Source organism: Pseudomonas moorei (genome assembly GCF_008801475.1).
Classification (GTDB): domain Bacteria; phylum Pseudomonadota; class Gammaproteobacteria; order Pseudomonadales; family Pseudomonadaceae; genus Aquipseudomonas; species Aquipseudomonas moorei.
In genome coordinates this window covers 106,361-131,579 of the sequence record NZ_VZPP01000004.1, presented here as the reverse complement: position 1 = coordinate 131,579, position 25,219 = coordinate 106,361, and the positions used below count along the sequence as shown (strand labels likewise).

Below are 25,219 nucleotides of genomic sequence, written 5' to 3'. Positions count from 1 at the left end.
CATGCCTGCCAACCACTTCAACACCCATTGCCCTGATTGGGCAACGGCCACGCTCAACGGCTTCAGCCAGATATTCCTCCAGCGTCATCCGCTGTTCGGTCTGTTGTGCCTGCTTGCCATTCTGTTTACCGCACCCGCCCTGCTCGGCGGCGCGCTGCTCGGCGGCGTCGCCGGGTTGCTCACCGCACAACGTCGCGGCTACGCCAAGGCCGATCGCCAGGCCGGGCTGTTCAGTTACAACGGCGTCCTGCTCGGGTTGTTGCTGAGCCTGTACTTCCCCTGGTCGGCCATGCTGCCGCTGGTGATCATCGCCTGCGGCGGGCTGAGCGCGATGCTCACTCAACAGTGGCTCAAGCGCGCCCGGTTCAACCAATGCCTACCCGCCTACACCACGCCCTTCGTGGTATTGAGCTGGGTGCTGCTGTGCTTCGCCACGCCCTCGACCCAGGCACATTTGATCGAAGTCGACACGCTGAACATGCTCGCCGCGCCCCTAAAAGGCTTTGGTCAGGTGATGTTCCTCGGTCATCCGCTGGCCGGTGCGATGATTGCCGCCGGCTTGCTGATTGCTGACCGTCGCGCATTCTGCTGGGCGCTGTTGGCGTCTGTCGCGGGCATGGGCTGGAGCCTGCTGCACCATGATTTCTACACCGCCCTGCTCGGCCTCGGTGGCTATAACGCCGTGCTCGCTGCCCTCGCCTTCAGCTCGCAGCGCCTGCAACCGTGGCTGCCACTGGCCGGCATTGCATTGGCGCTGCTGCTGACGCCGGTGTTCGCCACGATCGGCCTGCCCACGCTGACCGCGCCGTTCATCCTCGCCTGCTGGCTGGTCCGTTCGGTGGCTCAAGTGTTCGGCAACGCCATGGATGCCTCTGCGCCTTGCGCTCCCGGGGAGAATCGACCTAGGCTGCGCTGATTCTCGAGTCAGGCGTTATCCATGGACATCAGTACTAAAAAATGGCGTGAACAGCTCTACGTCATGGTTTTCCAGACCGACACCAAGGCCGGTCGGCGTTTCGACGGCATTTTGCTGTTGATCATCCTCGCCAGCCTGGTGGTCGTGATGCTCGACAGCATCGATGCGGTGCACCAGGACTACGCCGATGTGCTGGCGTATATCGAATGGGGTTTCACGGTCATCTTCGCCATTGAATATGGCCTGCGCCTGTACTGTTCGCCCAAGCCACTGCGCTACGCCTTCAGCTTTTATGGACTGGTGGATTTGCTCGCCATCGTGCCCGGCATCCTCGCGCTGTACTATTCCGATGCGCAGTACCTGCTGATCATCCGGATCATTCGGATGCTGCGGATTTTCCGCGTGCTCAAGCTCAGCCCTTACCTGAAACAGGCCAACTACCTGATGTCTGCCCTGCGCGGCAGCAAGCAGAAAATCGTGGTGTTCCTGGTCAGCGTCTGCACGCTGGTGACGGTGTTCGGCACCTTGATGTATGTGATCGAAGGCCCGGAACACGGCTTCACCAGCATTCCCAAAGGCATCTATTGGGCTATCGTGACCCTGACCACCGTAGGCTTCGGCGACATCGTGCCGAAGACGCCGCTGGGGCAGGTGGTTTCCTCGCTGGTGATGATCACCGGTTACTCGATCATCGCCGTGCCGACCGGCATATTCACCGCTGAACTGGCCAACGCCATGCGGGGTGAAAACCTTGACCACGAATGCCCGGTGTGCCGGAAAAACAGCCATGAACCCGACGCCGCGTTCTGCTCTCGTTGCGGCAATGCATTGTTCAAGAAACTGGAATAAGCAAAGTGCTTTTTAATCTTTAAAGGACTATGCGAGCCCGGCTATAGTCGCTGGCAAATTGCCTCACCTTTAAAAACAAACTTTCAGAACAAGGATTGCGCAGTGAAAAAACTCTTAGGCGCCTCGCTTCTGGCCGCTGGCCTGGCACTGACCAGTGTGGCTCAGGCCGCACCGACCCTGCTCAACGTTTCCTACGACGTGATGCGCGATTTCTACAAGGACTACAACACTGCGTTCCAGAAACACTGGCAAGCCGAACACAACGAAAACATCACCCTGCAGATGTCCTTCGGCGGCTCCAGCAAACAGGCGCGATCGGTCATCGATGGCCTGCCGGCTGACGTCATCACCATGAACATGGCCACCGACATCAACGCCCTGGCAGACAACGGCAAACTGGTCCCGGAAAACTGGGTGACGCGCCTGCCGAATAACAGCGCGCCGTTTACCTCGGCCACCGTGTTCATCGTCCGCAAGGGCAACCCGAAAGCGCTGAAGGATTGGCCGGACCTGCTCAAGGATGGCGTGCAAGTCATCGTGCCGAACCCGAAAACCTCGGGTAACGGCCGCTACACCTACCTGTCGGCGTGGGGCTATGTGCTGAAGAACGGCGGCGACGAGAACAAGGCCAAAGCCTTCGTCGGCAAACTGTTCAAACAGGCGCCAGTGCTCGATACCGGTGGCCGAGCCGCTACCACCACCTTCATGACCAACCAGATCGGCGATGTGCTGGTGACCTTCGAAAACGAAGCGGAAATGATCGCCCGCGAGTTCGGCCGCGATCAGTTTGAAGTCATCTACCCAAGCGTCTCCGCCGAAGCCGAGCCGCCGGTGTCGGTGGTCGACAAAACCGTCGACAAGAAAGGCACCCGCGCAGCCGCCGAGGAATACCTGAAGTACCTGTGGTCGCCGGAAGGCCAGGAGATTGCGGCGGCGAACTACCTGCGTCCGCGTGACCCGGCCGTGCTGGCCAAGTACACCGATCGCTTCCCGAAAGTGGAATTCCTCTCGGTGGAGAAAACCTTTGGCGACTGGCGCACCGTGCAGAAAACCCACTTCAATGATGGTGGCGTTTTCGACCAGATCTATAGCGGTCAGTAATCACCTGAACGAACACTGCAACGACGGTGGGAGCGAGCTAGCTGGCGATGGGGTCATGGCAGTCAACGACGATGTTGATTGTGCAGATATCATCGCGGGCAAGCTCGCTCCCACAGTTTTTTTCACCTGCTGTTTCAGCTCAAGTTGCCGCAGAAAATACTCTGGTGACCATCGGCCGGACTTTCCCGCACCACCAATGCATAGCCGCCCGCTCGAAGCGTCTCGACGGCTACCGGTGCGCTTTTCCAGAAATACTGGTGCGATGCCTGGGAATAGAACCGCGCGTTCGGACCGTCGTTCATGTCATAGGCCGGTTTCGAACCCAGGCTCGCACAGCTTCCCGGATAGATGTAGGCCATCAGACGGCCTGGTAAAGCGCTGCCCATGCTCTCGCCACTGACGGCAAACCAGAACACGGTTTCATGACCACTGGACATCATGATGGGCCGGGCGATATGCCCGGCGTTGATGGAAGTAGCGTTGAGGGGAACATTGGTGACCTGACGGTCAGGCACTGTTGAGCATCCGCAGATGCACCCGACCGCTACCACCAATGCCAGCGAAGATACGATTTTCATCGTGATGCTCCCGCTTGGTAAGGACGCGTTGAAGTGATCCCCCTGTAGAGTCTAGCCGTCAGGGCTAAGCGGGTTTTTCTTCGGATGGTCGGTAGGCCTTACATCGGCGGCGTCACCCCGTCCTTGCCGGCCGAAATCGACTGCGCCGTCAACGTGCCGTCGGCGCTTTGGGTGACGAACGTGACGATTTTCGTCCCCACTTTGAGCAAGCTGCGATCCCCCGGCAGCACGTTGACGATGGGCACGTCCTCCGGCACCAGAATCTTCTGCTGGCCGCCCTTATAGTTCACGGTCAGGATCCGGCCGTTGCTGACCACCAGGTCGCCGACGCTGCCATTGGTCATGCTGCTGCCCTTGGCCAGATCAAAGGGGCGATGCCCGTCGCCACTGCCCGCCAGTTCCGGTGGGAAAACGTGGACTTCCAGCGCCTTCAGGCTGCCATCCTCTTGAGGAATGGCGGCCGAGCCGATGTAACTGCCGGGTTTGATGTCTTCGATATTGGCCAGGGTAACGGCGCGGATCCTGGTGTCCTTGTTCAGGTTGACGGTCAGGTTTTCACCGCTGTTGGCATGGACTTTCACCCAATCGGCGCTGACCTCGATGATCTCGCCGCGCACACCAATGTGCATGCCGGGCGCCTCTTGTGCCTGAGCCCAACTGACCGAGAACAAACCGACCAACGTAACCAGAGAGGCGCCGCGAATCAGGTAACGCAACATCGCATTCATGGACGTGACTTCCGCTAATGAACGTTAAGGAGGCAAGGGAGAACATAAGCATGCTATCGAACAAGATGTAAGTGAATGTATCATCAGCCCTCAAAGTTTCGACGCAAGGTTCACGGGCCGATGGCACATGATCCCGTCACTCATTCCGCAACGGAATGAGTGCTATCACTCCAATCACTCTTCCGCCGTACTCGTCACGTCATTAGCCTGCGCGCATTCCCTTTTTTCAGCGAGAAACGTTATGAACCCAGCGACCCCAGTGCCCCACGGCACGGCGACAATGACCCGAGGCATGGTGTTGCTGTTCGCTTTTTGTTGTGGCGCCATCGTGGCCAACATTTACTACGCGCAACCCATTATCGGCCTGATCGCTCCGGACATCGGCCTGACCAACACCATGGCCAGCCTGATTGTTTCGTTGACTCAGATCGGTTATGCGCTGGGCCTGTTCTTCCTGGTACCACTGGGTGATTTGCTGGAGAACCGTCGGCTGATGATCATCACCACCGTGGTGGCGATTGCCAGCCTGCTGGGCGCGGCGTTCACCGATCAGCCGAACGTGTTTTTGCTGATTTCGCTGCTGGTGGGCTTCAGTTCGGTGTCCGTGCAGATCCTGATTCCACTGGCCGCGCATCTGGCACCGGAAGAATCTCGCGGTCGTGTGGTCGGCGGGATCATGGGCGGCTTGCTGCTGGGGATTCTGTTGGCGCGGCCGGTCTCCAGCGTCGTTGCGGACCACTTCGGCTGGCGAGCGATGTTTGTCATTGCGGCGCTGTTGATGGCCGCCATCAGCGTTGTGCTCGCCGTGACCATCCCCAAGCGCCAACCGGATCACAGTGCTTCTTATGGCCAGTTGCTGGGCTCGCTGTGGACGCTGTTGCGCCAGCAACCGGTGCTGCGTCAACGCGCCTTCTACCAGGGTTGCATGTTTGCCACGTTCAGCCTGTTCTGGACGGCGGTGCCCCTGGAACTGGCGCGCAACCATGGCCTGTCGCAAAGCCAGATTGCGATCTTCGCGCTGGTCGGTGCCATCGGCGCCATCGCCGCGCCCATCGCCGGGCGCCTGGCCGATGCCGGCCACACCCGCGTCGCGTCCTTGCTGGCCCTGCTGTTCGCCAGCCTGAGCTTCCTGCCGGCCTTCATCCATCCGGCCTACAGCGTCATCGGTCTGGCGGTGACCGGTGTGGTACTCGATTTCTGCGTGCAGATGAACATGGTCCTGGGCCAACGCGCGGTCTACGCTCTCGATGCCAAAAGCCGCAGCCGACTCAACGCCCTGTACATGACCAGCATTTTCATTGGGGGTGCGTTCGGATCATCGGTAGCCAGCCTGGTGTACGAACAGGGTGGCTGGTTGTGGATCGTGGTGGTTGGCAGTGCGTTTCCGCTGCTGGCGTTGCTGCGGTTTTTGACGGCTTCAAGACAACCGTCCCTGGTTACCGCATAAATGGCAGGCAGGCTGACTCCACGCCGGCTCGCCGACCTCGTCTAGCGCTGCAAAAGGACCTGTGATAGACCGCCTCGCCGCAATGGAAACCTTCATCTACGTGGTGGAAACCGGTTCGTTTTCCGCAGCCGCCCGTCGCCTGAACATCGGTCAGCCAGCCGTGTCGAAAACCATTGCGCAACTGGAGGCACGGCTCGCCGTTCGGTTATTGCTGCGTTCGACCCGCGGCCTCACGCCCACCGAAGCGGGCCTGGCTTTTTTCGAACGGGCCAAACGCGAGGTGCTGGCAAAGGCGCTTTGAATTTACCCGACATGCGCCAGCGACATCAGGCTCATGCTTCTGGTTTGTCGATGCAGACCAGCAAGCGCTCCACCGTGTACTCCAGCGGCCCGGAGTTGTCGAGCAGATGCACGGCAGGCTCGCTATCGGCCAGCAAGCGCTCATTGAAACGGGCGTTGCGTGCCAATCGCTGATCGATCTCGACCACCGATTCACGCCCGCGCGCCAGCAGGCGCTGGCGCAACACGGCTTGATCCACCGTCAGTAACAGCACTATTACGTCGGGATAGCGCTCGTGAGTGTTCTGCAGGTGCCCGCGAGAGCCATTGACCAACACGTCGTCCCCCGTCGCAAGCCAGTCATCGATTTCCCGCGGGATGCCATAGGCCAGACCGTTAGCGTGCCAACTCAAGGCAAAGGCGCCCTGGGCCTCCATCTCGGCGAACTCTTGCATGCTGACACCCAGCGCCGCCTCCCCCACCGCCTCTGCCGAGCGAGTAATGACTCGCCGCACGACTCGGCAGCCGCGTTCGGCCAGCCGTGCTCGCGCGGCATCCAGCAGGCTGTCCTTGCCCGAACCGGAAGGTCCGATGAGATAGATCAACCTGCCCGCCATCAGAACACCCTCTTCGCTAGTCGCCAGACTTGTTGTTGGACCACCGACAGCCCTTGAGCCGCGAGGTCAGCGGCGGCCACGTTACCCGAGTGCGATCCGCCGCGCACGCTGTTCGGGGCGAATAACGCGGTCAATCAGACAGCACGCATCATCGTTGACCGCCATCGCGCCTACAGAGAAACGCGTTCTCCTGGAGCTGCCTGGCCCGCCGTGCGAGCACGCAAGCGCGGGGTCACAAAGTCGAGGAATGCCCGCAACTTCAGGGGTAACGGCGCCTGCCCCTTATGCACAAGGCTGACAGGCAGCGGCAACGATTCGAAAGGCTCGAGCACCACACGCAGGGCGTCTTTGCGCAGGGCATCGGCAACCTGATAGGACAACACCCGTATCACGCCCACCCCGAGCATCGCCGCGTCGATGGCCGCTTCCGCCGTATTGACGGCCAGCCGGGAATGAACGCGCACGGACACCTCTGATTTGCCCGTTTCGAACACCCAGGCCCCTACGGACGCCAGGACTTCGAAGGTAATGCAGGCGTGCCCGGCCAGATCAGCAGGCTTGAAGGGTATGCCATGGGTCGCGAGGTAATCCGGGCTTGCACAAACAACCCGGCGCACGGCCCCCACTTGTGTGGCCATCAGCGAGCTGTCGGGCAAGTCGCCAATGCGCACCGCGACGTCGCAGTGCTCTTCCATCAGATGCACGACACGATCGGTGAGCATCAGATTGATCTCGATCTCCGGATAATGCGCGAGAAATTCCGCAATCACCGGCACCAGATGCAAGCGTCCGAAAACCACCGGAGCGGTGACCACCAGTTCACCTTTGGGCGAGGCGTATTCCCCGGTCGCGGCGCGCTCGACCTCGGCGATGTCCTCAAGAATACGCCGACAGGCCGCCACGTACGAAGCGCCGGCTTCGGTCAACGAGAGTTGCCGGGTGGTGCGGTGAAGCAGACGCGTCTGCAGGTGTGATTCCAGCTCCGCCACCTTGCGGCTGACCGTAGCCAGTGGCATGCCGAGCTGCCGCGCAGCGCCCGACAAACTGCCCGAATCGACCACGGCGATCAGCACAGACATGGATTCAAGGCGATTCATCGTGACCCTATCAAATTATGGAAGGATGATTCCCGATCCTAGGGGATTATCCATATTTATGCGAACCCGTAAGGTTGGTCATTCAACTTCCGCGCGCGATATCACGTCGCACATGCCGGAAAACCAACCTGGAAGGAGAGTTTCGTGAGCGCCCTGCCCTTATCATCCGAAAGTACGACAGCGCCGGCCCTGGCGTCCCGCGGCAAGATCATCATGATGGCGATCATCGCCGGTGCGGTGATCACCAACATTTACTGCACCCAGCCGATCCTGCCCTTGATTGCATCGGACCTCGGGCTCGACGTGACGACAGTCGATCTGGTAGCCGGCGCAGCCCTGTTGGGGTTCGCCACCGGGCTGGCCCTCTTGCTGCCTATGGGCGACCGTTTTGACCGGCGCAAACTGGTGCTGGGTCAAATCGCATTGGCGTTCTGCTTCGCGATCGCGGCAGCCATTTCGCCCGGCGTCGGCACGCTGATCGCGGCGTCTTTCGGCCTCGGCATCGTCAGCTGCGTGCCCCAGCAACTGGTGCCATTCGCCGCCGTGATGTCAAAGCCGAGCGAGCGCGGGCGTAACGTCGGCACGGTGGTCAGTGGCATCATGGTTGGCATCCTGCTCGGTCGCACCATCAGTGGCGTGGTCGGTGAGACTTGGGGCTGGCGCGCGGTCTATGGCGTGGAAGCCGCGTTCATGATCCCGGTCTGGATCGCTGCGGCCACACTGCTTCCGCAAGGTGTGCCGAGCACCCATCTTTCCTATCCGCGCCTGCTCGCCTCACTCTGGCCACTGATGCGCGATAACTCGGCGATTCGGCAATCGATGATCGTCCAGGCATTGTTGTGGGCCTGCTTCAACGCCTTCTGGGTCAACCTGGCGACCTTGCTGGCCAAGGGTCCCTGGCAGCTGGGCAGTGCCTGGGCGGGAGGCTTCGGCATCATCGGCGCGGCCGGTGCACTCGCTGCATCGCTGGGTGGCCGTGCTGCTGATCGCTTGGGCTCGCGCAGTGTGATTGGCGCCAGCATCGGTATCGTCACCCTGGCCTACCTGCTGCTGGCCGGCGCGCAGACCTCGCTGGCATTGCTCGTACTGGGGGTGATTGTGCTCGATATCGGTGTGCAGTCCGGCCTGGTATCCAACCAGACCCGCGCATTCGCCGTAGACCCCAAAGCACAGGGTCGCATCAACAGCCTGTACATGACTGCCACCTTTTTCGGCGGTGCGGTGGGTGCGGCGGTCAGTGGCTGGCTGATGGCACGCTACGGCTGGTCAGGCATCGCCGTCTTTGGTGTCGTGCTTGGACTCATCGCCCTGGCAATCCATTGGAGCGGTGCGCCGCGCCAGGCGAAGGCTTGATCGAGACAGGTGCCGGTGTTGCAGAAGTGAAGCTTGCTTGCGACGACACCTGGCCAATCAACCAAGTGCCTCCTGACACACCGCCATCGCTGCGATGCGGCGCCCCGACAAGCCAGCGCCTACAAGCCATTCAAGCCCCCACAAAAAAAGGCGACCCCGAAGGTCGCCTTTGCATTACTGCCCGAATTGCCGCCCCAAACCACCCGGCACCCCATGGATATCCGTCTCTTCCCACGGCCCGTTCGGACTGATCGAACGGCTCCAGCCATTATCCCAGCGGTAGTAGGTGCGCTGACGGTAAAACGTATTCGGTTGATCGTCGAGCACATAGACCCCCAGTTTCGGGTCCCAATGGCTATTGCCACCCGGCGGCGGCGCGAAGCTGGCCGAGGTGCGCGGCAGCGGCTTGGCGGGCTTGCCCGGTGTGGTCGGTTTGCCCGGCGCGGTCGAGGGCGTCGGCTTGGTGCCAGGCTGTGACGGGATCGGTGGCGGGGTCTGATGCTCGGGTGGCCGTTGGACCGCACAAGCGCTCAGCCCCAAAACAACGCTGAGCAAGGTGATACGAGCGATGGCGGTCATGGTGGCGTTTCCTGTTATTTATCCGGGCTGTCGATGGTCAGTGTCTGCGGCGCGGTGGTGCTGCTGGCCAGGGGTTGGCTGCGACCGACCCACTCACCTGCCGTCGGTTGACCGGCACGGGAGATGCGCGCAACCAGTTGGACTTCAGGGAAGTTCGACAGTTTCAACTGCGGCATCATCGCATCGGCATCGCCCAGTTCGACGGTTGCCGGCAAGTCCGCCACGGTCAGGCGCTTGGCTGCCAACGGCGCGGGTGGGCCGGAGGTGGCGCGGGCGAAGATGAACACGCTGTCACCCGGCTGGACCTTGCCCTTCAGCTCGGCAGCCAGGTCAACATGGACCTTGAGCCGCGCCGCCGGTTTGGCCGCAGGTGCCTCGGCCACCTTGCCGCCGCTGGCCACCAGTTTCTCGGTGGCGCGGGTGATGCCGCCCTGCAGCGCCACTCGGGACTGGTCGTCTGGCGGCAATTGCTCCATCAGGCGATTCCAGTAATCAATGGCTTGCTGATAACGCTGACCTTCGAAAGCCGCGATACCCAGCAGCCCGAGGCTGGTGACTTCTTTCGGATCAGCCTTGAGTGCTTCGTCAGTCAGTGCCTGGATTTTCTCGGACCACTGCTTGCCATCGGCGAAGTACTGGGCCTGGGCCCATTGACCGAGCAGTTCCGGCTGACGACCGGCCAGGTTCACCGTGCGCTCGAAAATCTTCGCGGCATCGGCAGGACGATCCTGGGTCATGTAGGTACGACCGAGGAAATACAGGGCCTCGGCAGAATCCGGCTGCGCCGCGACCGCACGCTCCAGACGCCGGGTCATTTCCTCCATCGACTGCGGTGGCTGGGAGAATTCCCGGGTCAGCTCTACCTTGTCGCTGGCGCCGAAATGCAGGTACAAACCCAGGGCCAGCACCGGCACCAGGACCGCTGCCAGCAACGGCGCGGGCTTGCCAAGGCGCGATACCCGCGGCGCGGCGACGCCTTCAGTGTCGGCGAGCAATTCACGGGCAGCTTCGGCACGACCGGCGTCCATTTGCGCCGCATCGAGTACGCCCTCTTCCTGCTGAGTCTGCAACTCAGCCACGCGCTCTTGATACAGCGCCACGTTAAGGGCGGTACGATCCTCTTCGAGCTGGGCGCGACGACTACGCAGAACGGGGATCAGCAGAAAACTCAGGGCCACCAGAAGCAGCAGACCTGCAGCGAGCCAGAAATCAATCATTCTTGGTTTTTATCCAACAGGTGGTCGAGGCGCTCGCGCTCCTCGGCAGAAAGCGAGCCCGGGGTGCCGGCGCGTTGCGCGCGACGACGGCGGACGATCACCGCGATGATAACGAAACCGCCCAGCAGCAGACCGGCAGGGCCGAACCAGAGCAGTGCAGTCTTGGCATTGAGAGCGGGTTTATAGCGGACGAAGTCACCGTAGCGATCAACCATGAAGTCGATGATCTGCTGGTTGTCCTTGCCCTCGCCGAGCATGCGGAAAATCTCTTTGCGCAGGTCCGCGGCGATGGGCGCGTTGGAGTCGGCGATGTCCTGATTCTGGCACTTGGGGCAGCGCAACTCCTTGGTCAGCTCGCGAAAACGCTCGCGATCCGCTTCCTTGGCGAACTCATAGGTGTCGATGGCCGCCTGCGCCACACCGGCCAGGCTCAAACCCAAAATGACGGCGGCGATCCAGCGCTTCATGGCTTGGCCTCGTCGACCAGCGCCTGATACTTGGCGGCCAGTTTTTCACGCCAGACCTGCTCGTCGATCACGCCGACGAACTTGTCGCGGATGATGCCCTTGGCGTCGATGAAGAAGGTTTCCGGGGCGCCGTAGACGCCGAGGTTCAAGCCCAGGGTGCCTTCGTCATCGCGGATGTCGAGCTGGTAAGGGTTGTGGTACTCGTTCAGCCACTTCAGGGCGTCGGCATTGACGTCCTTGTAGTTGATGCCGTAGATCACCACGCCCTTCTCGGCGAGCTTGTTGAGCACCGGGTGCTCGACCCGGCAGGAAATGCACCAGGTGCCCCACACGTTGACCAGCGCCGGCTTACCCAGAATGTCGGCACGGGTCAGGGTCTTGTCGCCCTGCACCGCTGGCAGGGAGAACTCGGGGAACGGCTTGTTGATCATGGCCGAAGGCAACTCGGCCGGGTCCAGGTACAGACCGCGATACAGGAAAACAGCGACCACCAGAAAAATCACCAGTGGCAAAAGCATCAACCAACGTCTCATGCAGTGGCTCCCGACATGCCCAGTGCTTCACGCACGCGGCTTTTCACCTTGACCCGATAGCGTCGATCCAGCGCCGCCAGCAACCCGCCCAGACCGGTGAGCAACCCGCCGAACCAGATCCAGCGCACGAACGGCTTGACGTGCACGCGCACGGCCCATGCGCCATCACCCAGCGGCTCGCCCAGTGCGACATACAGGTCACGGGTGAACCCGGCGTCGATCCCGGCTTCGGTCATCACCGAATTCTGCACGGTGTAGAGGCGTTTTTCCGGGTGCAGCACGGTGACTTCCCGACCGTCGCGGATGACCCGGATGGTGCCCTTGTCAGACGTGAAGTTCGGGCCTTCGAAGTGCTTGGCGCCTTCGAAGATGAAGTGATAACCGGCCAGGTCCATCGATTCGCCGGGCGCCAGGCGCAGATCGCGCTCGGCACTGTTCTGACTCGACAGCACCACGCCGAGGGCGCAGACCGCGATGCCCAGGTGGGCCAGCTGCATGCCCCAATAACTGCGGGTCAGGGTCGGCAGGCCTTTGATCAGGCCCTTGTGGCGTGTCTTGTCGAAGATGTCACGCACACCGGCCAGCAACACCCAGGCGGCCAGCATGAAGGTCGCCAGTACTGCCCAGTTGAAATCGCCATAGGCGACGCCGGCTACCACGGCCAGCGCAGCACTGCCGAGCAACACCGGGGTCAGCATGCCCGCCAGCCATTTCACCGGCGTGTCTTTCCAGCGCACGATCACGCCGACCGCCATCACCAGCATCAGCAGTGCCATCAACGGAATGAACAGCGCGTTGAAATACGGTGGGCCGACCGACAGCTTGGCGCCGGTCATCGCGTCCAGAACCAACGGATACAAGGTGCCCAACAGGATCATCGAAGCCGCGACCACCAGCACCAGGTTGTTGCCCAGCAGCAGGGTTTCCCGTGACCAGAGGTTGAAGCCGACCTGGCTCTTGACCACCGGAGCGCGCAGCGCGAACAGCGTCAGCGAGCCACCGACCACAAACAACAGGAAAATCAGGATGAACACGCCGCGCTCCGGGTCGGAGGCAAAGGCGTGCACCGAGGTCAGCACGCCGGAACGTACCAGGAACGTGCCCAGCAAGCTCAGCGAGAAAGCGGCGATGGCCAGCAGCACGGTCCAGCTTTTGAACACGCCACGTTTTTCCGTGACCGCCAATGAGTGAATCAGCGCAGTGCCCACCAGCCATGGCATGAAGGAAGCGTTTTCCACCGGGTCCCAGAACCACCAGCCGCCCCAACCCAGTTCGTAGTAGGCCCACCACGAGCCAAGGGTGATGCCGATACCGAGGAACGCCCAGGCCACGATAGTCCAGGGGCGCGACCAGCGAGCCCACGCGGCATCAAGACGACCGCCCAGCAATGCGGCGATGGCGAACGCGAAGGCCACGGAAAAACCGACATAGCCCATGTACAGCATCGGCGGGTGCACGATCAGGCCGATGTCTTGCAGCAACGGATTCAGGTCGCGACCGTCTGCCGGAATCTGCGGCAGGATCCGCGAGAACGGGTTGGACGTGAGGATCAGGAACAGCAGGAAACCAGTGCTGATCATGCCCATGACCGCCAGTACCCGCGCCAGCATCACTTGCGGCAACTGCCGGGAGAACACCGACACCGCGAAGGTCCAGCCGCCAAGGATCAGCGCCCAGAGCAGCAACGAACCTTCGTGCGCGCCCCACACGGCGCTGAATTTGTAGTACCAGGGCAACGAGCTGTTGGAATTGCTGGCGACATAGGCGACGGAGAAGTCGTCAGTCATGAACGCGTAGGTCAGGCACCCGAAGGCGAATACCAGAAAGGCGAACTGGCCCCAGGCCGCGGGCTGGGCCAGGCTCATCCACAAGCGGTCACCGCGCCAGGCACCGAGCAACGGCACCACGGCTTGTACCAGCGCAAAACACAGCGCCAGGATCATGGCCAGGTGGCCCAGTTCGGGGATGAAGATTGCGGAAGTCATGGATCAACCCTCCTTCGCAGGTGTTGGAGCGGTTTGACCACTGTCCTTGAGGGCCTTGGTCACTTCCGGCGGCATGTACTTTTCATCGTGCTTGGCCAGCACTTCATCGGCCACCACCACGCCATCGGCATTGAGCTTGCCCAGGGCGACGATGCCCTGCCCTTCGCGGAACAGGTCCGGGAGGATGCCGCGATAGGTGATGGTGACCGATTTGTTGAAGTCGGTGACGATGAACTTCACGTCCAGGGAATCGCTGGAACGTTGCAGCGACCCCTTCTCGACCATGCCGCCGGCGCGGATGCGCGTGTCATGCGGCGCTTCGCCGTTGGCGATCTGGGTCGGGGTGTAAAACAGATTGATGTTCTGCTGCAGGGCGCTCAGGGCCAGGCCGACGGCAGCGCCGACACCGACCAGGATCGCGAGAATGATGATTAGACGCTTTTTACGCAGGGGATTCACTTGCCGCTCTCCCGGCGCAGACGTCGCGCCTCTTGTTGCAGATACCGCTTGCGGGCCAGGATCGGCGCCGCCACGTTGATGGCCAGCACCGCCAGGCAAATGCCGTAGGCTGACCAGACATACAGGCCATGATGGCCCATGGCGATGAAGTCGCCGAATGAAGCAAAACTCATCGAGCGACCTCCAGACTGTTTTCCACTTCGGCTTTCACCCAACTGGCCCGCGCTTCGCGCTTGAGCACTTCAAGGCGCATGCGCAGCAACAACACCGCGCCGAAGAAACAGTAGAAACCCAGCGCCGTCAGCAACAACGGCAGCCACATTTCGGCGGGCATCGCCGGTTTTTCGGTGAGGGTGAAGGTCGCGCCCTGGTGCAGGGTGTTCCACCACTCCACCGAGTACTTGATGATCGGGATGTTGATCACACCGACAATGGCCAGCACTGCGCACGCCTTGGCGGCGCTCTCACGATTGCTGATCGCATTGCCCAGCGCAATGAGACCGAAGTACAGGAACAGCAATATCAGCATGGACGTTAGTCGGGCATCCCAGACCCACCACGAGCCCCAGGTCGGTTTGCCCCAGATCGCGCCGGTGACCAGCGCCACGGCGGTCATCCAGGCACCGATGGGCGCCGCGCATTGCAGGGCGACATCGGCCAGTTTCATTTTCCAGACCAATCCGACGATGCCGCACACGGCCAGCATCACATAAATGGACTGCGCCAGCATGGCGGCCGGAACGTGGATGTAGATGATCCGAAAACTGTTGCCCTGCTGGTAGTCGGGCGGCGCGAAGGCCAGGCCCCAGACCACGCCAACGCCGATCAGCAACAACGCCGCGACACTCAGCCACGGCAGCAATTTGCCGCTGATGCCGTAGAACCACTTGGGCGAGCCGAGCTTGTGAAACCACGTCCAGTTCATACTGTTTCCATCACGGTTGCCGCTCGTTGTCACGAGCCAGCCAAAGGGTCTTTACTGGTTACTTTTTAACCAGACCTCATTATTCGCCGACGCTGATCTTCAGGCCAGCGGCTATTGCAAAGGGTGTCAGGGTTATCGCCAGGGCGGTCAGGCTACCAAGCCACAGCAGATAACCGGTCGCCGGCATGCCTTGCAACGCCGCCTGCAAGGCGCCACTGCCAAGAATCAACACCGGGATGTACAACGGCAGAATCAGCAACGCCAGCAACAGGCCACCGCGCTTCAAACCCACCGTCAGTGCCGCGCCCACCGCACCGAGCAGGCTCAGCACCGGTGTACCCAGCAATAAGGAAAGCAGCAACACCGGCAGACAAGCGGCAGGCAAACCGAGCATCAACGCCAGCAAGGGCGCGAGCAAAACCAGTGCCAGGCCGGAAAACATCCAGTGTGCCAGCACCTTGGCCAATACCAGAAGAGCCAGGGGGTGCGGCGAAAGGACCCACTGTTCCAGTGATCCGTCTTCGAAATCACTGCGGAAAAGCCCGTCCAGCGAGAGCAAAACCGATAAAAGGGCTGCGACCCAGACCAGTCCCGGAGACAAGGTTTGCAACAATTGAGACTCAGGTCCGACCGCCAACGGGAACAACGAAACGACGATGGCGAAGAATACCAGCGGATTGGCCAGTTCCGCCGGACGGCGAAACAGCAAACGGGCCTCACGGGCGACCAACAGGCCGAAAACACTCATACGGCCCATTTCCCCAGATCAATGTCGCGATAACCGGCCGGCATCCGGCTCAGGGTATGGTGAGTGGTCAACACCACCATGCCACCGCGCTCGCAGTGCGCGGCGAGGTGCTCTTCGAGTTGCGCCACGCCTTGTTTGTCGAGGGCGGTGAACGGTTCGTCGAGAATCCACAGGGGTGGGCAATCCAGGTACAACCGGGCCAGCGCGACACGACGCTGCTGGCCAGCGGACAGTGTGTGGCAGGGAACATCCTCGAACCCCCGCAGTCCGACCGCCGCCAGGGCTTGCCCGATGGCTTCATGGGAGGCCGGCTGATGCAGCGCACAAAGCCAGCTCAAGTTCTCTTCAGGCGTCAGCAGGTCCTTGATCCCGGCGGCATGGCCGATCCACAGCAGGTTGCGCGCCAGTTCCGTGCGTTGTTCGTTAAGTGGCTGGCCATTGAGCAGCACTTGACCGTCGGTCGGCTGCATCAGGCCCGAAAGCAGGCGTAGCAGGCTGGTTTTCCCACTGCCGTTGGGGCCGCTGATCTGTACCATTTCGCCACTGGCCAGTCTCAAATCGAGATTTTCGAAGAGCAGCCGAAGGTCTCGCTCACAGGCAAGGGCAACGGTTTGCAGGACAGGACTGGTCAAGGGTTCACGGGCCTTATACGGTTCAAGTCGGCTCTGGCGCGGCCGTTAAAGAGAGGCAGAATAAAGGTATTGGCAGCCCGAACTAGAGAGCTGGGTCAAATAATTGCAATGTTTCGGCCACTCTGTATACAACGGGGCGGCATTATACATGCCATTTCCTACTCTAAAGAGCGCATTTTCCCAAGGTTGTGACCGCGTATGACAGGCGACATGAACATCCTCCCGCTACCGCAGACCGCACCGGCGACCGCACGTCCGCTGGCGGTCAGTGGCGAGCTGATCAAGCTACTGACGCCAATGGAGGGGCTGATCGACGCCGGTCAGACCGCCAGGGCCGAGGTGCTGTCGCTCAAGCAGGCGGATCAGACATTTCAATTGTTGCTCAAGGTCACCCTCGACAGCGGCCGCCAGACCACGGTCCAGGCCACCAGCAACCAGCCGTTGGCCCAGGGCACCAGCATGGTGGTCACTCAGCCCTCGGCGAGCAATCTGGCAGTGACCGTGCAACAAGCCATTGCGTCCAGCGTCGCCACCCTCACCCGCATCGACACGGCGCAATTGCCGGTCGGTACCCTGCTGCAAGCCAAAGTGCTGACCTCCCAGGTATTGCCGCAGGTGCCAGGCCAGGCAACGGTGTTTCGCTCGATGGTCAGCTTGCTCAACACAGCCCTGAGCGGCAGCACCCTGAGCATCGACAGCTCGCAACCGTTGCGCATCGGCACCTTGCTCAGCGCGCTGGTCCAGGACACCCAGACGCTCAAGTTCGTGCCATTGAGCAGCCGGCAGGATCAACTGGCCGTGACCCAGCAACTGGTCGACCAGCAAAGTCGCCAGGGCTCGCTGGACGGTTTGCTCAAACTCCTGCAAGACCTGCCGGATTCCGACCAGACCTCCGTAGACCTGCGTAACGCCGCTTCCCGATTGCTCGCCGGTTTGCCCGATGTTCAGCAACTGAGTACGGCCAAAGGCCTGGCCCAGGCATTACTGGGCAGCGGTGCGTTCCTCGAGACCAAGTTGCTGACCGGCCAGAACCCGGCGCTGGCGCCCGACTTGAAAGCCGACCTACTGAAGCTGATCGCGCAATTGACGCCAGGGCTTCAGGCCAACACCAACCTCAGCGCGATCATCGCGGCGAATACGCTGGCCCAGGCCATGCCGAACTTCGTGCGCAATGCCCTGGGCATGCTCGGGCAGGTCAGCGCCAAACCCTCGCCAACCAGTTTTCCGCTGCCCGAGCGCCTGTTGCAAAGTGCCGAGGGTGAAGATGACCTCGAACATCTGCTGCGCCTGGCCGCCGCTGCGGTCTCACGCCTGCAAAGCCACCAATTATCGAGTCTGGAACAGACCGGCGTGACCGCCGACGGGCGCCTGATGAGCACCTGGCAACTGGAAATCCCGATGCGTAACCTGCAGGACATCGTGCCGTTGCAAGTGAAGTTTCAGCGTGAAGAGGCCCCCGAGAAGGAACCTCAACAGGAACGCCGCGACGAACGCGAACCCAGACAGAATCTGTGGCGCGTTGACCTGGCGTTCGACATGGAACCCTTGGGGCCGTTGCAGGTTCAGGCACAGTTGATCAAGGGCAGTCTGTCGAGCCAGCTGTGGGCCGAGCGGCCCTACACCGCGAGCCTGATCGAAAGCAATCTGTCGGCATTGCGCGAACGCTTGCTGGCGTCAGGCTTGAATGTCGGCGATCTCGACTGCCACCTCGGCACACCGCCCCAGGGCACCCAAACCCGCCTCGAACAACGCTGGGTCGACGAAAACGCATGAATAACCCCAACGCCCCACGCCAGGCCATCGCCCTCAAATACGACGGCACCCACGCCCCGACCCTCACGGCCAAGGGCGATGAAGCACTGGCGGAAGAAATTCTGCGGATCGCTCGCGACTACGAAGTGCCGATCTACGAAAACGCCGAACTGGTGAAGCTGCTGGCGCGGATGGAGCTGGGGGACAGTATTCCGCAGGAACTCTATCTGACGATTGCCGAGATCATCGCGTTTGCGTGGAACCTGAAAGGCAAGTTTCCGGCTGGGCATGTTCCGGATGCGCCCTGGGTCGAGAAGGATGTCACTGAACGCGGGGATGATTACTGAGACTTCCAGAACGCCATCGCGAGCGGGCTCGCTCCCACATTTGATTTTCGGTGAACACCGATTTTATGCCCGACCTGAAACCGCTGTAGGAGCGAGCCTGCTCGCGATGGACTCAGGCGCGACGCGTTGATTCAGACAGCCCGCGTCATCGTTAACGCCCATCGCGAGCGGGCTCGCTCCTACAACGGCGCCCTCGCACCGGTACCGGCCTTGAAAAAACGCAAAAGCCTGAGGCTGCGACCAACGATCAGACCGTTGATGATGCCTGACGCCAATGCGGAGGTTGCTACCGCCGACACGCCATCAACGAGTTCCGGGTACATAGCCGCTTGATATCCGCTGTAGTAACGCCAGGCAAAGAACCCCCAATACACAAGTAGCACCTTGGTGGTGCCATTCAGTACTAGTCGATCTCCATCTCGTACTACGCCTTCGTACGAATAAAAGCGCAATGCCAGAACCCAGCCTGCCAGCATTCCCAACGCATATACCGAGAGCGGGATTGCAGCGCCTTGGGAGAAATTCAGCGAAACCAGGGAAATGGCGACAAAAACCGCCGGTGTGAACTGCAACGACCTCTTCGATTCATGACTCTTGAAGCAGGCGCGCACACCGTAGTAAGTCAGGATAAAAAAGACCGCATAAACCCACAGCGGTGTACCACGCAAAATGTCGTACATAGGCCTCCCTGGCATTGAAATTCACTCAACCAAGCGTCGTTGAATAACGGCGATGGACTCAAATGCAACGCGTTGATCCAGAAAGCCCGCGTCATCGTTAACGTCCTTCGCGAGCGGGCTCGCTCCTACATTTGATGTTCAGTGATCACCGATTTTGTGCCCGACCTGAAACCACTGTAGGAGCGAACCTGCTCGCGATGGACTCAAGCACGACGCGTTGCTTCAGAAAGCACGCGACATCGTTAACGTCCATCGCGAGCGGGTTCGCTCCTACAGGCTTTTAGCTGCTCTTGTGCAACTTGCTCATCAACTCTGCCTCAGCCTGGGTCAAGCCGCAGGACTGGGTCAGTTCGTCGACGCTGGCGCCCATGCCCACCAGTCGCGCCGCCTGGGCGAACGACAGGCTGGAAGGGTCGCGCTGTTCCAGCTGGGCCAGTTTGTCCGGCAAAGGCGCGACGATCGCGCGCAGTTCGTGCAGGTCTTCACCCATGCGCACGCTGCCGTTCTGGTAATTGTCGACGCGCTTGGCCAGGTCCTTGATGCGCTGATCGCGCAGCGCATCACTCTGGGCCTGTTGCGCGGCAATCAGCCGCTGACCGCGAATGTACGCCAGAAACATTGCCAGCGTGCCTGCCCAAAACAGGAACAGGACAATGACCGCCACCTCAAGAATCAATCAGATACTCTCCAGTTCCGACCATTCTTCTTCGCTCATCATCTTGTCGAGTTCGACCAGGATCAGCAGTTCGTTGTTCTTGTTGCACACGCCTTGAATGAACTTGGCGGACTCTTCGTTACCCACGTTCGGCGCGGTTTCGATTTCCGACTGACGCAGGTAAACCACTTCGGCCACGCTGTCGACCATGATCCCGACCACTTGCTTGTCGGCCTCGATGATGACGATACGGGTGTTGTCACTGATTTCGGCGTTCATCAGGCCGAAGCGCTGACGGGTGTCGATCACGGTGACCACATTGCCGCGCAGGTTGATGATGCCCAGCACGTAGCTCGGGGCACCCGGTACCGGGGCGATTTCGGTGTAGCGCAGGACTTCCTGAACGCGCATCACGTTGATGCCGTAGGTTTCGTTGTCCAGCTTGAAGGTGACCCATTGCAGGATCGGATCTTCGGAACCCTTTGCCGCCGTCGCCTTATCATTCATACCCTGACCCCTCGAAAAACCGCCCTGGCGGTGTTGTTCTGTTATGTAGTTTTTTGAGTCGGCTTGCTGCCGCCCATGTGCCTGGCCCCACCGCTGGCGATCAACTCGGCCAGCGCGGAAACGTCGAGCAACGCACACATGTGTTCAATCACGGTGCCCGCCAACCATGGTCGTTGACCACGATGGCTGCGCCATTTGATTTCGTTCGGGTCCAGGCGCAACGAGCGGCTGACCTGATGCACCGCCAGCCCCCATTCGTAGCCCTGAACGGAAATGACGTATTGCAGGCCCTGGCGATAATCCTCGCGATACCGGTCCGGCATGACCCAGCGCGCGGTGTCCAACACTTTCAGATTGCCGGCCTGGCTCGGCAAGATGCCCAGGAACCATTCCGGCTGGCCGAACAACGGCGTCAGCTCATGCCCTGCCAGCGGGTAGATCGACCCCAGGCACACCAGCGGCACCGCCAGGGTCAAGCCCGCGACATCGAACAACAGGCACTCGAACGGTTCGGCGGCCCAGGACGGACGGCCATCGGTTTCCACCGGTGGCGGCGTGTTGGCAGGCGGCAGGTGGACTTCGACGACCGGTGGCACCAGCGTTTGAGGTACCTCGGCAGCCGGCGGTACCACAGCGTGTTGCTCTTCCACGGCTGGCGGTGCCAACGCTTGCAGCAACGGTGCGATGGTCGATACCTGAGCGAGTACCGGTGCAGTGGCTTCGATCACGGCGACCGGTGTTTTTTCAACGACTGGTGCCAGGACCGGCACGGCAAGGGCGGCGCTTTTCTGCGCATCACGGGCCTGTTCTTCGAGCACCGCTGCCTGGAACTCATCCAGCGCAGCTTCTACTTCAATCGCTTCGACAACCTCGACGATTTCAGCAAGCGCTTGAGCTTCAACCGGCAGTTCTTCGGTCGCCTCCATCAGCAAGCTGTCCAGATAAGACTGGAGCGCCAGTTGCGGACGCGAGGTGGTCTTCACCGGCCGATTCATGCCAGCCCCCTTGCAGGAGAGCGCTTGCTCGCGATGAAGGTATGGACACCGCGCATCTCCATGAACCCCGCGTTATCGTTGTCGTCCATCGCGAGCAAGCTCGCTCCTACAGGGGCTGGATTCATCTCACGCCACCTGCGGAACAAGTTGTGCCGCCAGCAAATGCTTGAGTAACGCGCGGTAGGCCAGAACTCCACGGCTTTTGCCGTCGAATTGCGAAGGCGTCAGCCCGGCCCGGCTGGCATCGCGCAAACGCGTGTCGACCGGAATGTAGCCCTGCCAGATTTCATCCGGGAATTTGTCGCGCAGGACACGCAGCGTGCCCAGGGACGCTTGCGTACGACGATCGAACAGGGTCGGTACGATGCTGAACGGCAGCGCCTGTTTGCGCGAGCGATTGATCATCGCCAGGGTGTTGACCATGCGTTCCAGGCCCTTGACCGCCAAGTGCTCGGTCTGCACCGGAATCACCAGTTGCTGGCTCGCCGCCAAGGCATTGACCATCAGCACGCCCAGCAACGGCGGGCTGTCGATGACCGCGTAATCGAAGTCTTGCCACAACTGCGCCAGGCTCTTGGCGATCACCAGGCCCAGGCCACTCTGGCCCGGTGACTGGCGCTCAAGGGTCGCCAGCGCGGTGCTCGATGGCAACAGGGAAATACGTTCGTCGCTGGTGGACAGCAACAACTGGCCGGGCAAGCCCTCAGGCACGCTGCCCTTATGCAGGAACAGGTCGTAGTTGCTGTGTTCCAGGGTATCGGGGTCGTAACCGAAATAGCTGGTCATGGAGCCGTGGGGGTCGAGATCGACCACGACCACGCGCTTGCCCGCCTCGGCCAGCAAACCGGCTAAAGCGATAGAGGAAGTGGTTTTACCGACACCACCCTTTTGATTGGCGACTGCCCAGACTCTCATTCGGATTGTTCCTCCCGGCCGAACGGATCGACCGAGAAATAGCTCAACGTGTTAATGCGGGTGACGGAGAATTGACGGCTCCCTCTCGTCCCGGCGACTTGACCGGGGTCGGTGCAGTTTGTGTGCCAGCACGCTTCAACGCCGCGTCCGGTTGTGCGTGAGCGGTCCCCGTGCCGGTCAGGCTGCGCCGCACGTCGAGATTGCGCGATACCACCAGCACCACCCGACGATTGCGCGCCCGGCCTTCTGCCGTGGCGTTATTGGCCACTGGCTGGAATTCGCCGTACCCCACGGACGCCAGACGACTGGGGTTTACCCCTTGCATGGCGAGCATGCGCACGATGCTGGCGGAACGTGCCGAAGACAGTTCCCAGTTGGTCGGGTACTGCGACGTGCGGATCGGTTGATCGTCAGTAAAACCTTCGACGTGGATCGGGTTGTCGAACGGCTTCAGAATCGCTGCGACCTTGTCGATGATGTTGAACGCAATGTCGCTGGGCATGGCGTCACCACTGCCAAACAACAGGCTGGAATTGAGTTCGATCTCGACCCATAACTCGTTGCCGCGCACGGTCATCTGATTGGAGCTGATCAAGTCGCCGAACGCTGCACTGATGTCGTCGGCGATGCTTTTGAGTGGATCGCTGGTGCCAGCGACACCGGCTTCGACCTGGTCACTGTCGTTGACCAGTGGCTTGGCCGGGGTCACGGTCTTGGGCCGTTCTTCGCCGATCGGGATCGGTTTCAAGGAACGATCGGCGTCCGTGAAGACCCCGATCAGCGCCTGGGAAATGACCTTGTACTTGCCTTCGTTGATCGAGGAGATCGAGTACATCACCACGAAGAAGGCGAAGAGCAAGGTGATGAAGTCGGCGTAGGAAACCAGCCAACGTTCGTGGTTGACATGCTCTTCATGCTGGCGACGACGTGCCATGATCCATGCCCCCCATCAATCCATGAAGCCCTGAAGCTTCAACTCAATGGAGCGAGGGTTTTCACCTTCGGCGATCGACAGGAGGCCTTCGAGCAACATTTCGCGATAACGCGACTGACGCATCGCGATGGATTTGAGTTTCGCGGCAATCGGCAACAGCACCAGGTTGGCACTGGCCACGCCATAGATGGTGGCGACGAAGGCCACGGCAATACCGTTGCCCAACTGCGATGGGTCACCCAGGTTGCCCATGACGTGGATCAAGCCCATCACCGCACCGATGATGCCGATGGTCGGCGCATAACCGCCCATGCTTTCGAAGACCTTGGCGGCTTCGATGTCGCGGCTTTCCTGGGTATAGAAATCGACTTCCAGAATGCTGCGGATCGCTTCGGGTTCGGCGCCGTCCACCAGCAGTTGCAGGCCTTTGCGCGCGTAGTTGTCGGGTTCGGTATCGGCCATCCCTTCCAGTCCGAGCAAGCCTTCCTTGCGCGCGGTCAGGCTCCAGTTGACGACACGGTCAACGCCACCGGCCAGATCGATGCGCGGTGGAAACAGAATCCACGCCAGAATCTGCAGGGCGCGCTTGAAGGCGCTCATCGGCGATTGCAGCAACGCCGCGCCGAAGGTGCCACCTAATACGATCAGCGCCGCCGGGCCGTTGGCCAATGCACCGAGGTGACCGCCTTCGAGGAAGTTGCCACCGATGATGGCAACGAACGCCAGAATGATCCCGATCAGGCTTAGAACGTCCATCAGACACAAGCCTCGACCAGGTGCCGGCCAATGTCGTCGAGGCTATACACCGCGTCGGCGAGTTCGGCTTTGACGATGGCCATCGGCATGCCATAGATCACGCAGCTGGCTTCGTCCTGGGCCCAGATCGAACTGCCGCCCTGCTTGAGCAGGCGCGCGCCTTCGCGACCGTCGGCGCCCATGCCGGTCAACACGACCGCCAGAACTTTGTCACCGTAGGACTTGGCCGCAGAACCAAAGGTGATGTCCACGCAAGGCTTGTAGTTCAAACGCTCGTCGCCCGGCAGGATTTTCACCGCGCCACGGCCATCGATCATCATTTGCTTGCCACCCGGTGCCAGCAGCGCCAGGCCTGGACGCAGGATGTCGCCGTCCTCGGCTTCCTTGACGCTGATGCGGCAGAGCTTGTCCAGACGCTCGGCGAACGCTTTGGTGAAGGCCGCGGGCATGTGCTGGACCAGCACGATCGGTGCCGGGAAGTTGGCCGGCAACTGGGTCAGGACCCGCTGCAAGGCCACCGGGCCGCCGGTGGAGGTACCGATGGCCACCAGTTTGTAGGCTTTGCGTTTTGGCGCAGGCGACGTGGGTGCGTGCGCTGGCGCACGAGCCGGGATCGGAGCCGGGGCCGGACGCGCAGGCACGTTGCCGCTGAAACTGCCAACGCTCGAAGGTGCTGGTGTCGGCGCGGGGGCCGCTACCGGTGGCGGTGCCGTGTAGGTGCTGACACGACGGTTACTGCGCGCGATGCTGAGAATCTTCTCGCACAGCAGTTGCTTGACCTTCTCGGGGTTGCGCGAGATGTCTTCGAAATTCTTCGGCAGGAAGTCCACCGCGCCGGCGTCCAGCGCATCCAGGGTGACCCGGGCGCCTTCGTGGGTCAGCGAGGAAAACATCAACACCGGGGTCGGGCAGCGCTGCATGATGTGCCGCACCGCCGTGATGCCGTCCATCATCGGCATCTCGTAGTCCATGGTGATCACGTCGGGCTTGAGGGCCAGTGCCTGATCAATCGCCTCTTTTCCGTTGGTCGCCGTGCCGACGACCTGGATATTCGAATCCGCTGAAAGAATTTCCGAGACGCGGCGGCGGAAAAACCCCGAATCGTCCACCACCAGGACTTTGACTGCCATAAACACTCCGTTAGACGGAGCGAGGCTCAGTCGCCCCG

29 protein-coding genes and 1 pseudogene are annotated in these 25,219 nt (G+C 61.1%); 8 read left to right on the top strand and 22 right to left on the bottom strand.

Annotation, left to right across the window (positions count from 1 at the left end; all coding sequences use genetic code 11):
- The first annotated feature begins 1 nt into the window (after position 1).
- The 3 genes from F7R06_RS08385 to F7R06_RS08375 all read left to right on the top strand — a co-directional run bounded on the left by F7R06_RS08385 (position 2) and on the right by F7R06_RS08375 (position 2,866).
- Positions 2 to 916: an urea transporter gene (locus F7R06_RS08385; RefSeq protein WP_090324213.1), complete on the top strand. Its 915-nt coding sequence runs from the start codon at positions 2 to 4 to the stop codon at positions 914 to 916.
- Between the two features lie 21 nt (positions 917 to 937).
- On the top strand, positions 938 to 1,765 hold the full coding sequence (locus F7R06_RS08380; RefSeq protein WP_090324214.1) for an ion transporter: 828 nt from the start codon (positions 938 to 940) through the stop codon (positions 1,763 to 1,765).
- A gap of 102 nt (positions 1,766 to 1,867) precedes the next feature.
- Positions 1,868 to 2,866, top strand: coding sequence for a sulfate ABC transporter substrate-binding protein (locus tag F7R06_RS08375; protein WP_090324216.1), 999 nt, complete (start codon positions 1,868 to 1,870; stop codon positions 2,864 to 2,866).
- Positions 2,867 to 3,000: 134 nt separating this feature from the next.
- Here the strand turns inward: F7R06_RS08375 and F7R06_RS08370 are convergent, their stop codons facing one another.
- Complete coding sequence (locus F7R06_RS08370) at positions 3,001 to 3,444, bottom strand: hypothetical protein (RefSeq protein ID WP_090324218.1); 444 nt, start codon at positions 3,442 to 3,444, stop codon at positions 3,001 to 3,003.
- Positions 3,445 to 3,542: 98 nt separating this feature from the next.
- A complete protein-coding gene (locus F7R06_RS08365) occupies positions 3,543 to 4,172 on the bottom strand; it encodes a hypothetical protein (protein WP_174552484.1) in 630 nt (209 codons plus the stop codon).
- Between the two features lie 241 nt (positions 4,173 to 4,413).
- Here F7R06_RS08365 and F7R06_RS08360 point away from each other — a divergent pair, with 241 nt between their 5' ends.
- Positions 4,414 to 5,619: an MFS transporter gene (locus tag F7R06_RS08360; RefSeq protein ID WP_090324220.1), complete on the top strand. Its 1,206-nt coding sequence runs from the start codon at positions 4,414 to 4,416 to the stop codon at positions 5,617 to 5,619.
- A 64-nt stretch (positions 5,620 to 5,683) separates the two neighbouring features.
- Positions 5,684 to 5,902, top strand: a pseudogene (locus tag F7R06_RS08355) (LysR family transcriptional regulator); the annotation flags it as partial.
- A 49-nt stretch (positions 5,903 to 5,951) separates the two neighbouring features.
- Here F7R06_RS08355 and phnN read toward each other — a convergent pair.
- Together phnN and F7R06_RS08345 are read right to left on the bottom strand one after the other, a co-directional pair.
- The gene (gene phnN / locus F7R06_RS08350) at positions 5,952 to 6,515 is read right to left on the bottom strand and encodes a phosphonate metabolism protein/1,5-bisphosphokinase (PRPP-forming) PhnN (protein ID WP_090324221.1); all 564 of its coding nucleotides are present in this window, start codon (positions 6,513 to 6,515) and stop codon (positions 5,952 to 5,954) included.
- Positions 6,516 to 6,685: 170 nt separating this feature from the next.
- Positions 6,686 to 7,612 carry a LysR family transcriptional regulator gene (locus F7R06_RS08345; RefSeq protein WP_090324223.1) on the bottom strand — a complete coding sequence of 309 codons (927 nt, stop codon included), beginning with the start codon at positions 7,610 to 7,612 and terminating at the stop codon, positions 6,686 to 6,688.
- Positions 7,613 to 7,756: 144 nt separating this feature from the next.
- On the opposite strand from F7R06_RS08345, the gene F7R06_RS08340 reads away from it, so the two are divergent.
- Positions 7,757 to 8,965, top strand: a complete 1,209-nt coding sequence (locus F7R06_RS08340; protein ID WP_139204810.1) for an MFS transporter — start codon at positions 7,757 to 7,759, stop codon at positions 8,963 to 8,965.
- A gap of 174 nt (positions 8,966 to 9,139) precedes the next feature.
- Here F7R06_RS08340 and F7R06_RS08335 read toward each other — a convergent pair whose 3' ends face one another.
- From F7R06_RS08335 to ccmA, 10 genes are all read right to left on the bottom strand, one after another.
- On the bottom strand, positions 9,140 to 9,544 hold the full coding sequence (locus F7R06_RS08335; RefSeq protein ID WP_090324224.1) for a hypothetical protein: 405 nt from the start codon (positions 9,542 to 9,544) through the stop codon (positions 9,140 to 9,142).
- 14 nt (positions 9,545 to 9,558) lie between these two features.
- A complete protein-coding gene (ccmI, locus tag F7R06_RS08330) occupies positions 9,559 to 10,761 on the bottom strand; it encodes a c-type cytochrome biogenesis protein CcmI (RefSeq protein WP_090324226.1) in 1,203 nt (400 codons plus the stop codon).
- Complete coding sequence (locus F7R06_RS08325; protein WP_090324228.1) at positions 10,758 to 11,228, bottom strand: cytochrome c-type biogenesis protein; 471 nt, start codon at positions 11,226 to 11,228, stop codon at positions 10,758 to 10,760. The genes ccmI and F7R06_RS08325 overlap by 4 nt, the downstream gene beginning before the upstream one ends.
- Positions 11,225 to 11,761, bottom strand: a complete 537-nt coding sequence (locus F7R06_RS08320; RefSeq protein WP_090324230.1) for a DsbE family thiol:disulfide interchange protein — start codon at positions 11,759 to 11,761, stop codon at positions 11,225 to 11,227. The genes F7R06_RS08325 and F7R06_RS08320 overlap by 4 nt, the downstream gene beginning before the upstream one ends.
- A complete protein-coding gene (locus tag F7R06_RS08315) occupies positions 11,758 to 13,746 on the bottom strand; it encodes a heme lyase CcmF/NrfE family subunit (RefSeq protein WP_090324231.1) in 1,989 nt (662 codons plus the stop codon). Before F7R06_RS08315 ends, F7R06_RS08320 begins: the two co-directional genes overlap by 4 nt.
- A gap of 3 nt (positions 13,747 to 13,749) precedes the next feature.
- Positions 13,750 to 14,205, bottom strand: coding sequence for a cytochrome c maturation protein CcmE (gene ccmE, locus F7R06_RS08310; RefSeq protein WP_090324234.1), 456 nt, complete (start codon positions 14,203 to 14,205; stop codon positions 13,750 to 13,752).
- The gene (gene ccmD, locus F7R06_RS08305; RefSeq protein ID WP_090324236.1) at positions 14,202 to 14,378 is read right to left on the bottom strand and encodes a heme exporter protein CcmD; all 177 of its coding nucleotides are present in this window, start codon (positions 14,376 to 14,378) and stop codon (positions 14,202 to 14,204) included. The genes ccmE and ccmD overlap by 4 nt, the downstream gene beginning before the upstream one ends.
- Complete coding sequence (locus F7R06_RS08300; RefSeq protein WP_090324237.1) at positions 14,375 to 15,130, bottom strand: heme ABC transporter permease; 756 nt, start codon at positions 15,128 to 15,130, stop codon at positions 14,375 to 14,377. The genes ccmD and F7R06_RS08300 overlap by 4 nt, the downstream gene beginning before the upstream one ends.
- Before the next feature lie 79 nt (positions 15,131 to 15,209).
- Positions 15,210 to 15,878: a heme exporter protein CcmB gene (ccmB, locus tag F7R06_RS08295; RefSeq protein WP_090327501.1), complete on the bottom strand. Its 669-nt coding sequence runs from the start codon at positions 15,876 to 15,878 to the stop codon at positions 15,210 to 15,212.
- Complete coding sequence (gene ccmA, locus F7R06_RS08290) at positions 15,875 to 16,510, bottom strand: cytochrome c biogenesis heme-transporting ATPase CcmA (RefSeq protein WP_090324239.1); 636 nt, start codon at positions 16,508 to 16,510, stop codon at positions 15,875 to 15,877. The genes ccmB and ccmA overlap by 4 nt, the downstream gene beginning before the upstream one ends.
- 198 nt (positions 16,511 to 16,708) lie before the next feature.
- Between ccmA and fliK the strand changes: the two genes are divergently transcribed.
- Together fliK and F7R06_RS08280 are read left to right on the top strand one after the other, a co-directional pair.
- A complete protein-coding gene (gene fliK / locus F7R06_RS08285) occupies positions 16,709 to 18,283 on the top strand; it encodes a flagellar hook-length control protein FliK (protein ID WP_090324241.1) in 1,575 nt (524 codons plus the stop codon).
- On the top strand, positions 18,280 to 18,609 hold the full coding sequence (locus F7R06_RS08280; protein ID WP_090324242.1) for an EscU/YscU/HrcU family type III secretion system export apparatus switch protein: 330 nt from the start codon (positions 18,280 to 18,282) through the stop codon (positions 18,607 to 18,609). Before fliK ends, F7R06_RS08280 begins: the two co-directional genes overlap by 4 nt.
- A 179-nt stretch (positions 18,610 to 18,788) precedes the next feature.
- Here F7R06_RS08280 and F7R06_RS08275 read toward each other — a convergent pair whose 3' ends face one another.
- From F7R06_RS08275 to F7R06_RS08240, 8 genes are all read right to left on the bottom strand, one after another.
- Complete coding sequence (locus F7R06_RS08275; RefSeq protein ID WP_090324244.1) at positions 18,789 to 19,289, bottom strand: hypothetical protein; 501 nt, start codon at positions 19,287 to 19,289, stop codon at positions 18,789 to 18,791.
- 280 nt (positions 19,290 to 19,569) lie between these two features.
- Positions 19,570 to 19,965, bottom strand: a complete 396-nt coding sequence (locus tag F7R06_RS08270) for a DUF2802 domain-containing protein (protein ID WP_090324245.1) — start codon at positions 19,963 to 19,965, stop codon at positions 19,570 to 19,572.
- Positions 19,966 to 20,451: a chemotaxis protein CheW gene (locus F7R06_RS08265; protein ID WP_007980742.1), complete on the bottom strand. Its 486-nt coding sequence runs from the start codon at positions 20,449 to 20,451 to the stop codon at positions 19,966 to 19,968.
- 41 nt (positions 20,452 to 20,492) lie between these two features.
- Complete coding sequence (locus tag F7R06_RS08260) at positions 20,493 to 21,446, bottom strand: CheW domain-containing protein (RefSeq protein ID WP_090324247.1); 954 nt, start codon at positions 21,444 to 21,446, stop codon at positions 20,493 to 20,495.
- A 126-nt stretch (positions 21,447 to 21,572) separates the two neighbouring features.
- Complete coding sequence (locus F7R06_RS08255) at positions 21,573 to 22,361, bottom strand: ParA family protein (protein ID WP_090324248.1); 789 nt, start codon at positions 22,359 to 22,361, stop codon at positions 21,573 to 21,575.
- Positions 22,362 to 22,404: 43 nt separating this feature from the next.
- A complete protein-coding gene (gene motD / locus F7R06_RS08250; RefSeq protein ID WP_090324250.1) occupies positions 22,405 to 23,295 on the bottom strand; it encodes a flagellar motor protein MotD in 891 nt (296 codons plus the stop codon).
- A 15-nt stretch (positions 23,296 to 23,310) separates the two neighbouring features.
- A complete protein-coding gene (locus tag F7R06_RS08245; protein WP_090324252.1) occupies positions 23,311 to 24,051 on the bottom strand; it encodes a flagellar motor protein in 741 nt (246 codons plus the stop codon).
- Complete coding sequence (locus F7R06_RS08240; RefSeq protein WP_090324254.1) at positions 24,051 to 25,181, bottom strand: protein-glutamate methylesterase/protein-glutamine glutaminase; 1,131 nt, start codon at positions 25,179 to 25,181, stop codon at positions 24,051 to 24,053. Before F7R06_RS08240 ends, F7R06_RS08245 begins: the two co-directional genes overlap by 1 nt.
- Positions 25,182 to 25,219: the final 38 nt, after the last annotated feature.

Bases quoted from the DNA above. Each gene is read 5' to 3' on its own strand.
- F7R06_RS08385 (WP_090324213.1), top strand. From the start codon at position 2: ATGCCTGCCAACCACTTCAACACCCATTGCCCTGATTGGGCAACGGCC.
- F7R06_RS08380 (WP_090324214.1), top strand. From the start codon at position 938: ATGGACATCAGTACTAAAAAATGGCGTGAACAGCTCTACGTCATGGTT.
- F7R06_RS08370 (WP_090324218.1), bottom strand. From the start codon at position 3,444: ATGAAAATCGTATCTTCGCTGGCATTGGTGGTAGCGGTCGGGTGCATC.
- F7R06_RS08365 (WP_174552484.1), bottom strand. From the start codon at position 4,172: ATGAATGCGATGTTGCGTTACCTGATTCGCGGCGCCTCTCTGGTTACG.
- F7R06_RS08360 (WP_090324220.1), top strand. From the start codon at position 4,414: ATGAACCCAGCGACCCCAGTGCCCCACGGCACGGCGACAATGACCCGA.
- phnN (WP_090324221.1), bottom strand. From the start codon at position 6,515: ATGGCGGGCAGGTTGATCTATCTCATCGGACCTTCCGGTTCGGGCAAG.
- F7R06_RS08345 (WP_090324223.1), bottom strand. From the start codon at position 7,612: ATGAATCGCCTTGAATCCATGTCTGTGCTGATCGCCGTGGTCGATTCG.
- F7R06_RS08335 (WP_090324224.1), bottom strand. From the start codon at position 9,544: ATGACCGCCATCGCTCGTATCACCTTGCTCAGCGTTGTTTTGGGGCTG.
- ccmI (WP_090324226.1), bottom strand. From the start codon at position 10,761: ATGATTGATTTCTGGCTCGCTGCAGGTCTGCTGCTTCTGGTGGCCCTG.
- F7R06_RS08325 (WP_090324228.1), bottom strand. From the start codon at position 11,228: ATGAAGCGCTGGATCGCCGCCGTCATTTTGGGTTTGAGCCTGGCCGGT.
- F7R06_RS08320 (WP_090324230.1), bottom strand. From the start codon at position 11,761: ATGAGACGTTGGTTGATGCTTTTGCCACTGGTGATTTTTCTGGTGGTC.
- F7R06_RS08315 (WP_090324231.1), bottom strand. From the start codon at position 13,746: ATGACTTCCGCAATCTTCATCCCCGAACTGGGCCACCTGGCCATGATC.
- ccmD (WP_090324236.1), bottom strand. From the start codon at position 14,378: ATGAGTTTTGCTTCATTCGGCGACTTCATCGCCATGGGCCATCATGGC.
- F7R06_RS08300 (WP_090324237.1), bottom strand. From the start codon at position 15,130: ATGAACTGGACGTGGTTTCACAAGCTCGGCTCGCCCAAGTGGTTCTAC.
- ccmB (WP_090327501.1), bottom strand. From the start codon at position 15,878: ATGAGTGTTTTCGGCCTGTTGGTCGCCCGTGAGGCCCGTTTGCTGTTT.
- fliK (WP_090324241.1), top strand. From the start codon at position 16,709: ATGACAGGCGACATGAACATCCTCCCGCTACCGCAGACCGCACCGGCG.
- F7R06_RS08280 (WP_090324242.1), top strand. From the start codon at position 18,280: ATGAATAACCCCAACGCCCCACGCCAGGCCATCGCCCTCAAATACGAC.
- F7R06_RS08275 (WP_090324244.1), bottom strand. From the start codon at position 19,289: ATGTACGACATTTTGCGTGGTACACCGCTGTGGGTTTATGCGGTCTTT.
- F7R06_RS08265 (WP_007980742.1), bottom strand. From the start codon at position 20,451: ATGAATGATAAGGCGACGGCGGCAAAGGGTTCCGAAGATCCGATCCTG.
- F7R06_RS08260 (WP_090324247.1), bottom strand. From the start codon at position 21,446: ATGAATCGGCCGGTGAAGACCACCTCGCGTCCGCAACTGGCGCTCCAG.
- F7R06_RS08255 (WP_090324248.1), bottom strand. From the start codon at position 22,361: ATGAGAGTCTGGGCAGTCGCCAATCAAAAGGGTGGTGTCGGTAAAACC.
- motD (WP_090324250.1), bottom strand. From the start codon at position 23,295: ATGGCACGTCGTCGCCAGCATGAAGAGCATGTCAACCACGAACGTTGG.
- F7R06_RS08245 (WP_090324252.1), bottom strand. From the start codon at position 24,051: ATGGACGTTCTAAGCCTGATCGGGATCATTCTGGCGTTCGTTGCCATC.
- F7R06_RS08240 (WP_090324254.1), bottom strand. From the start codon at position 25,181: ATGGCAGTCAAAGTCCTGGTGGTGGACGATTCGGGGTTTTTCCGCCGC.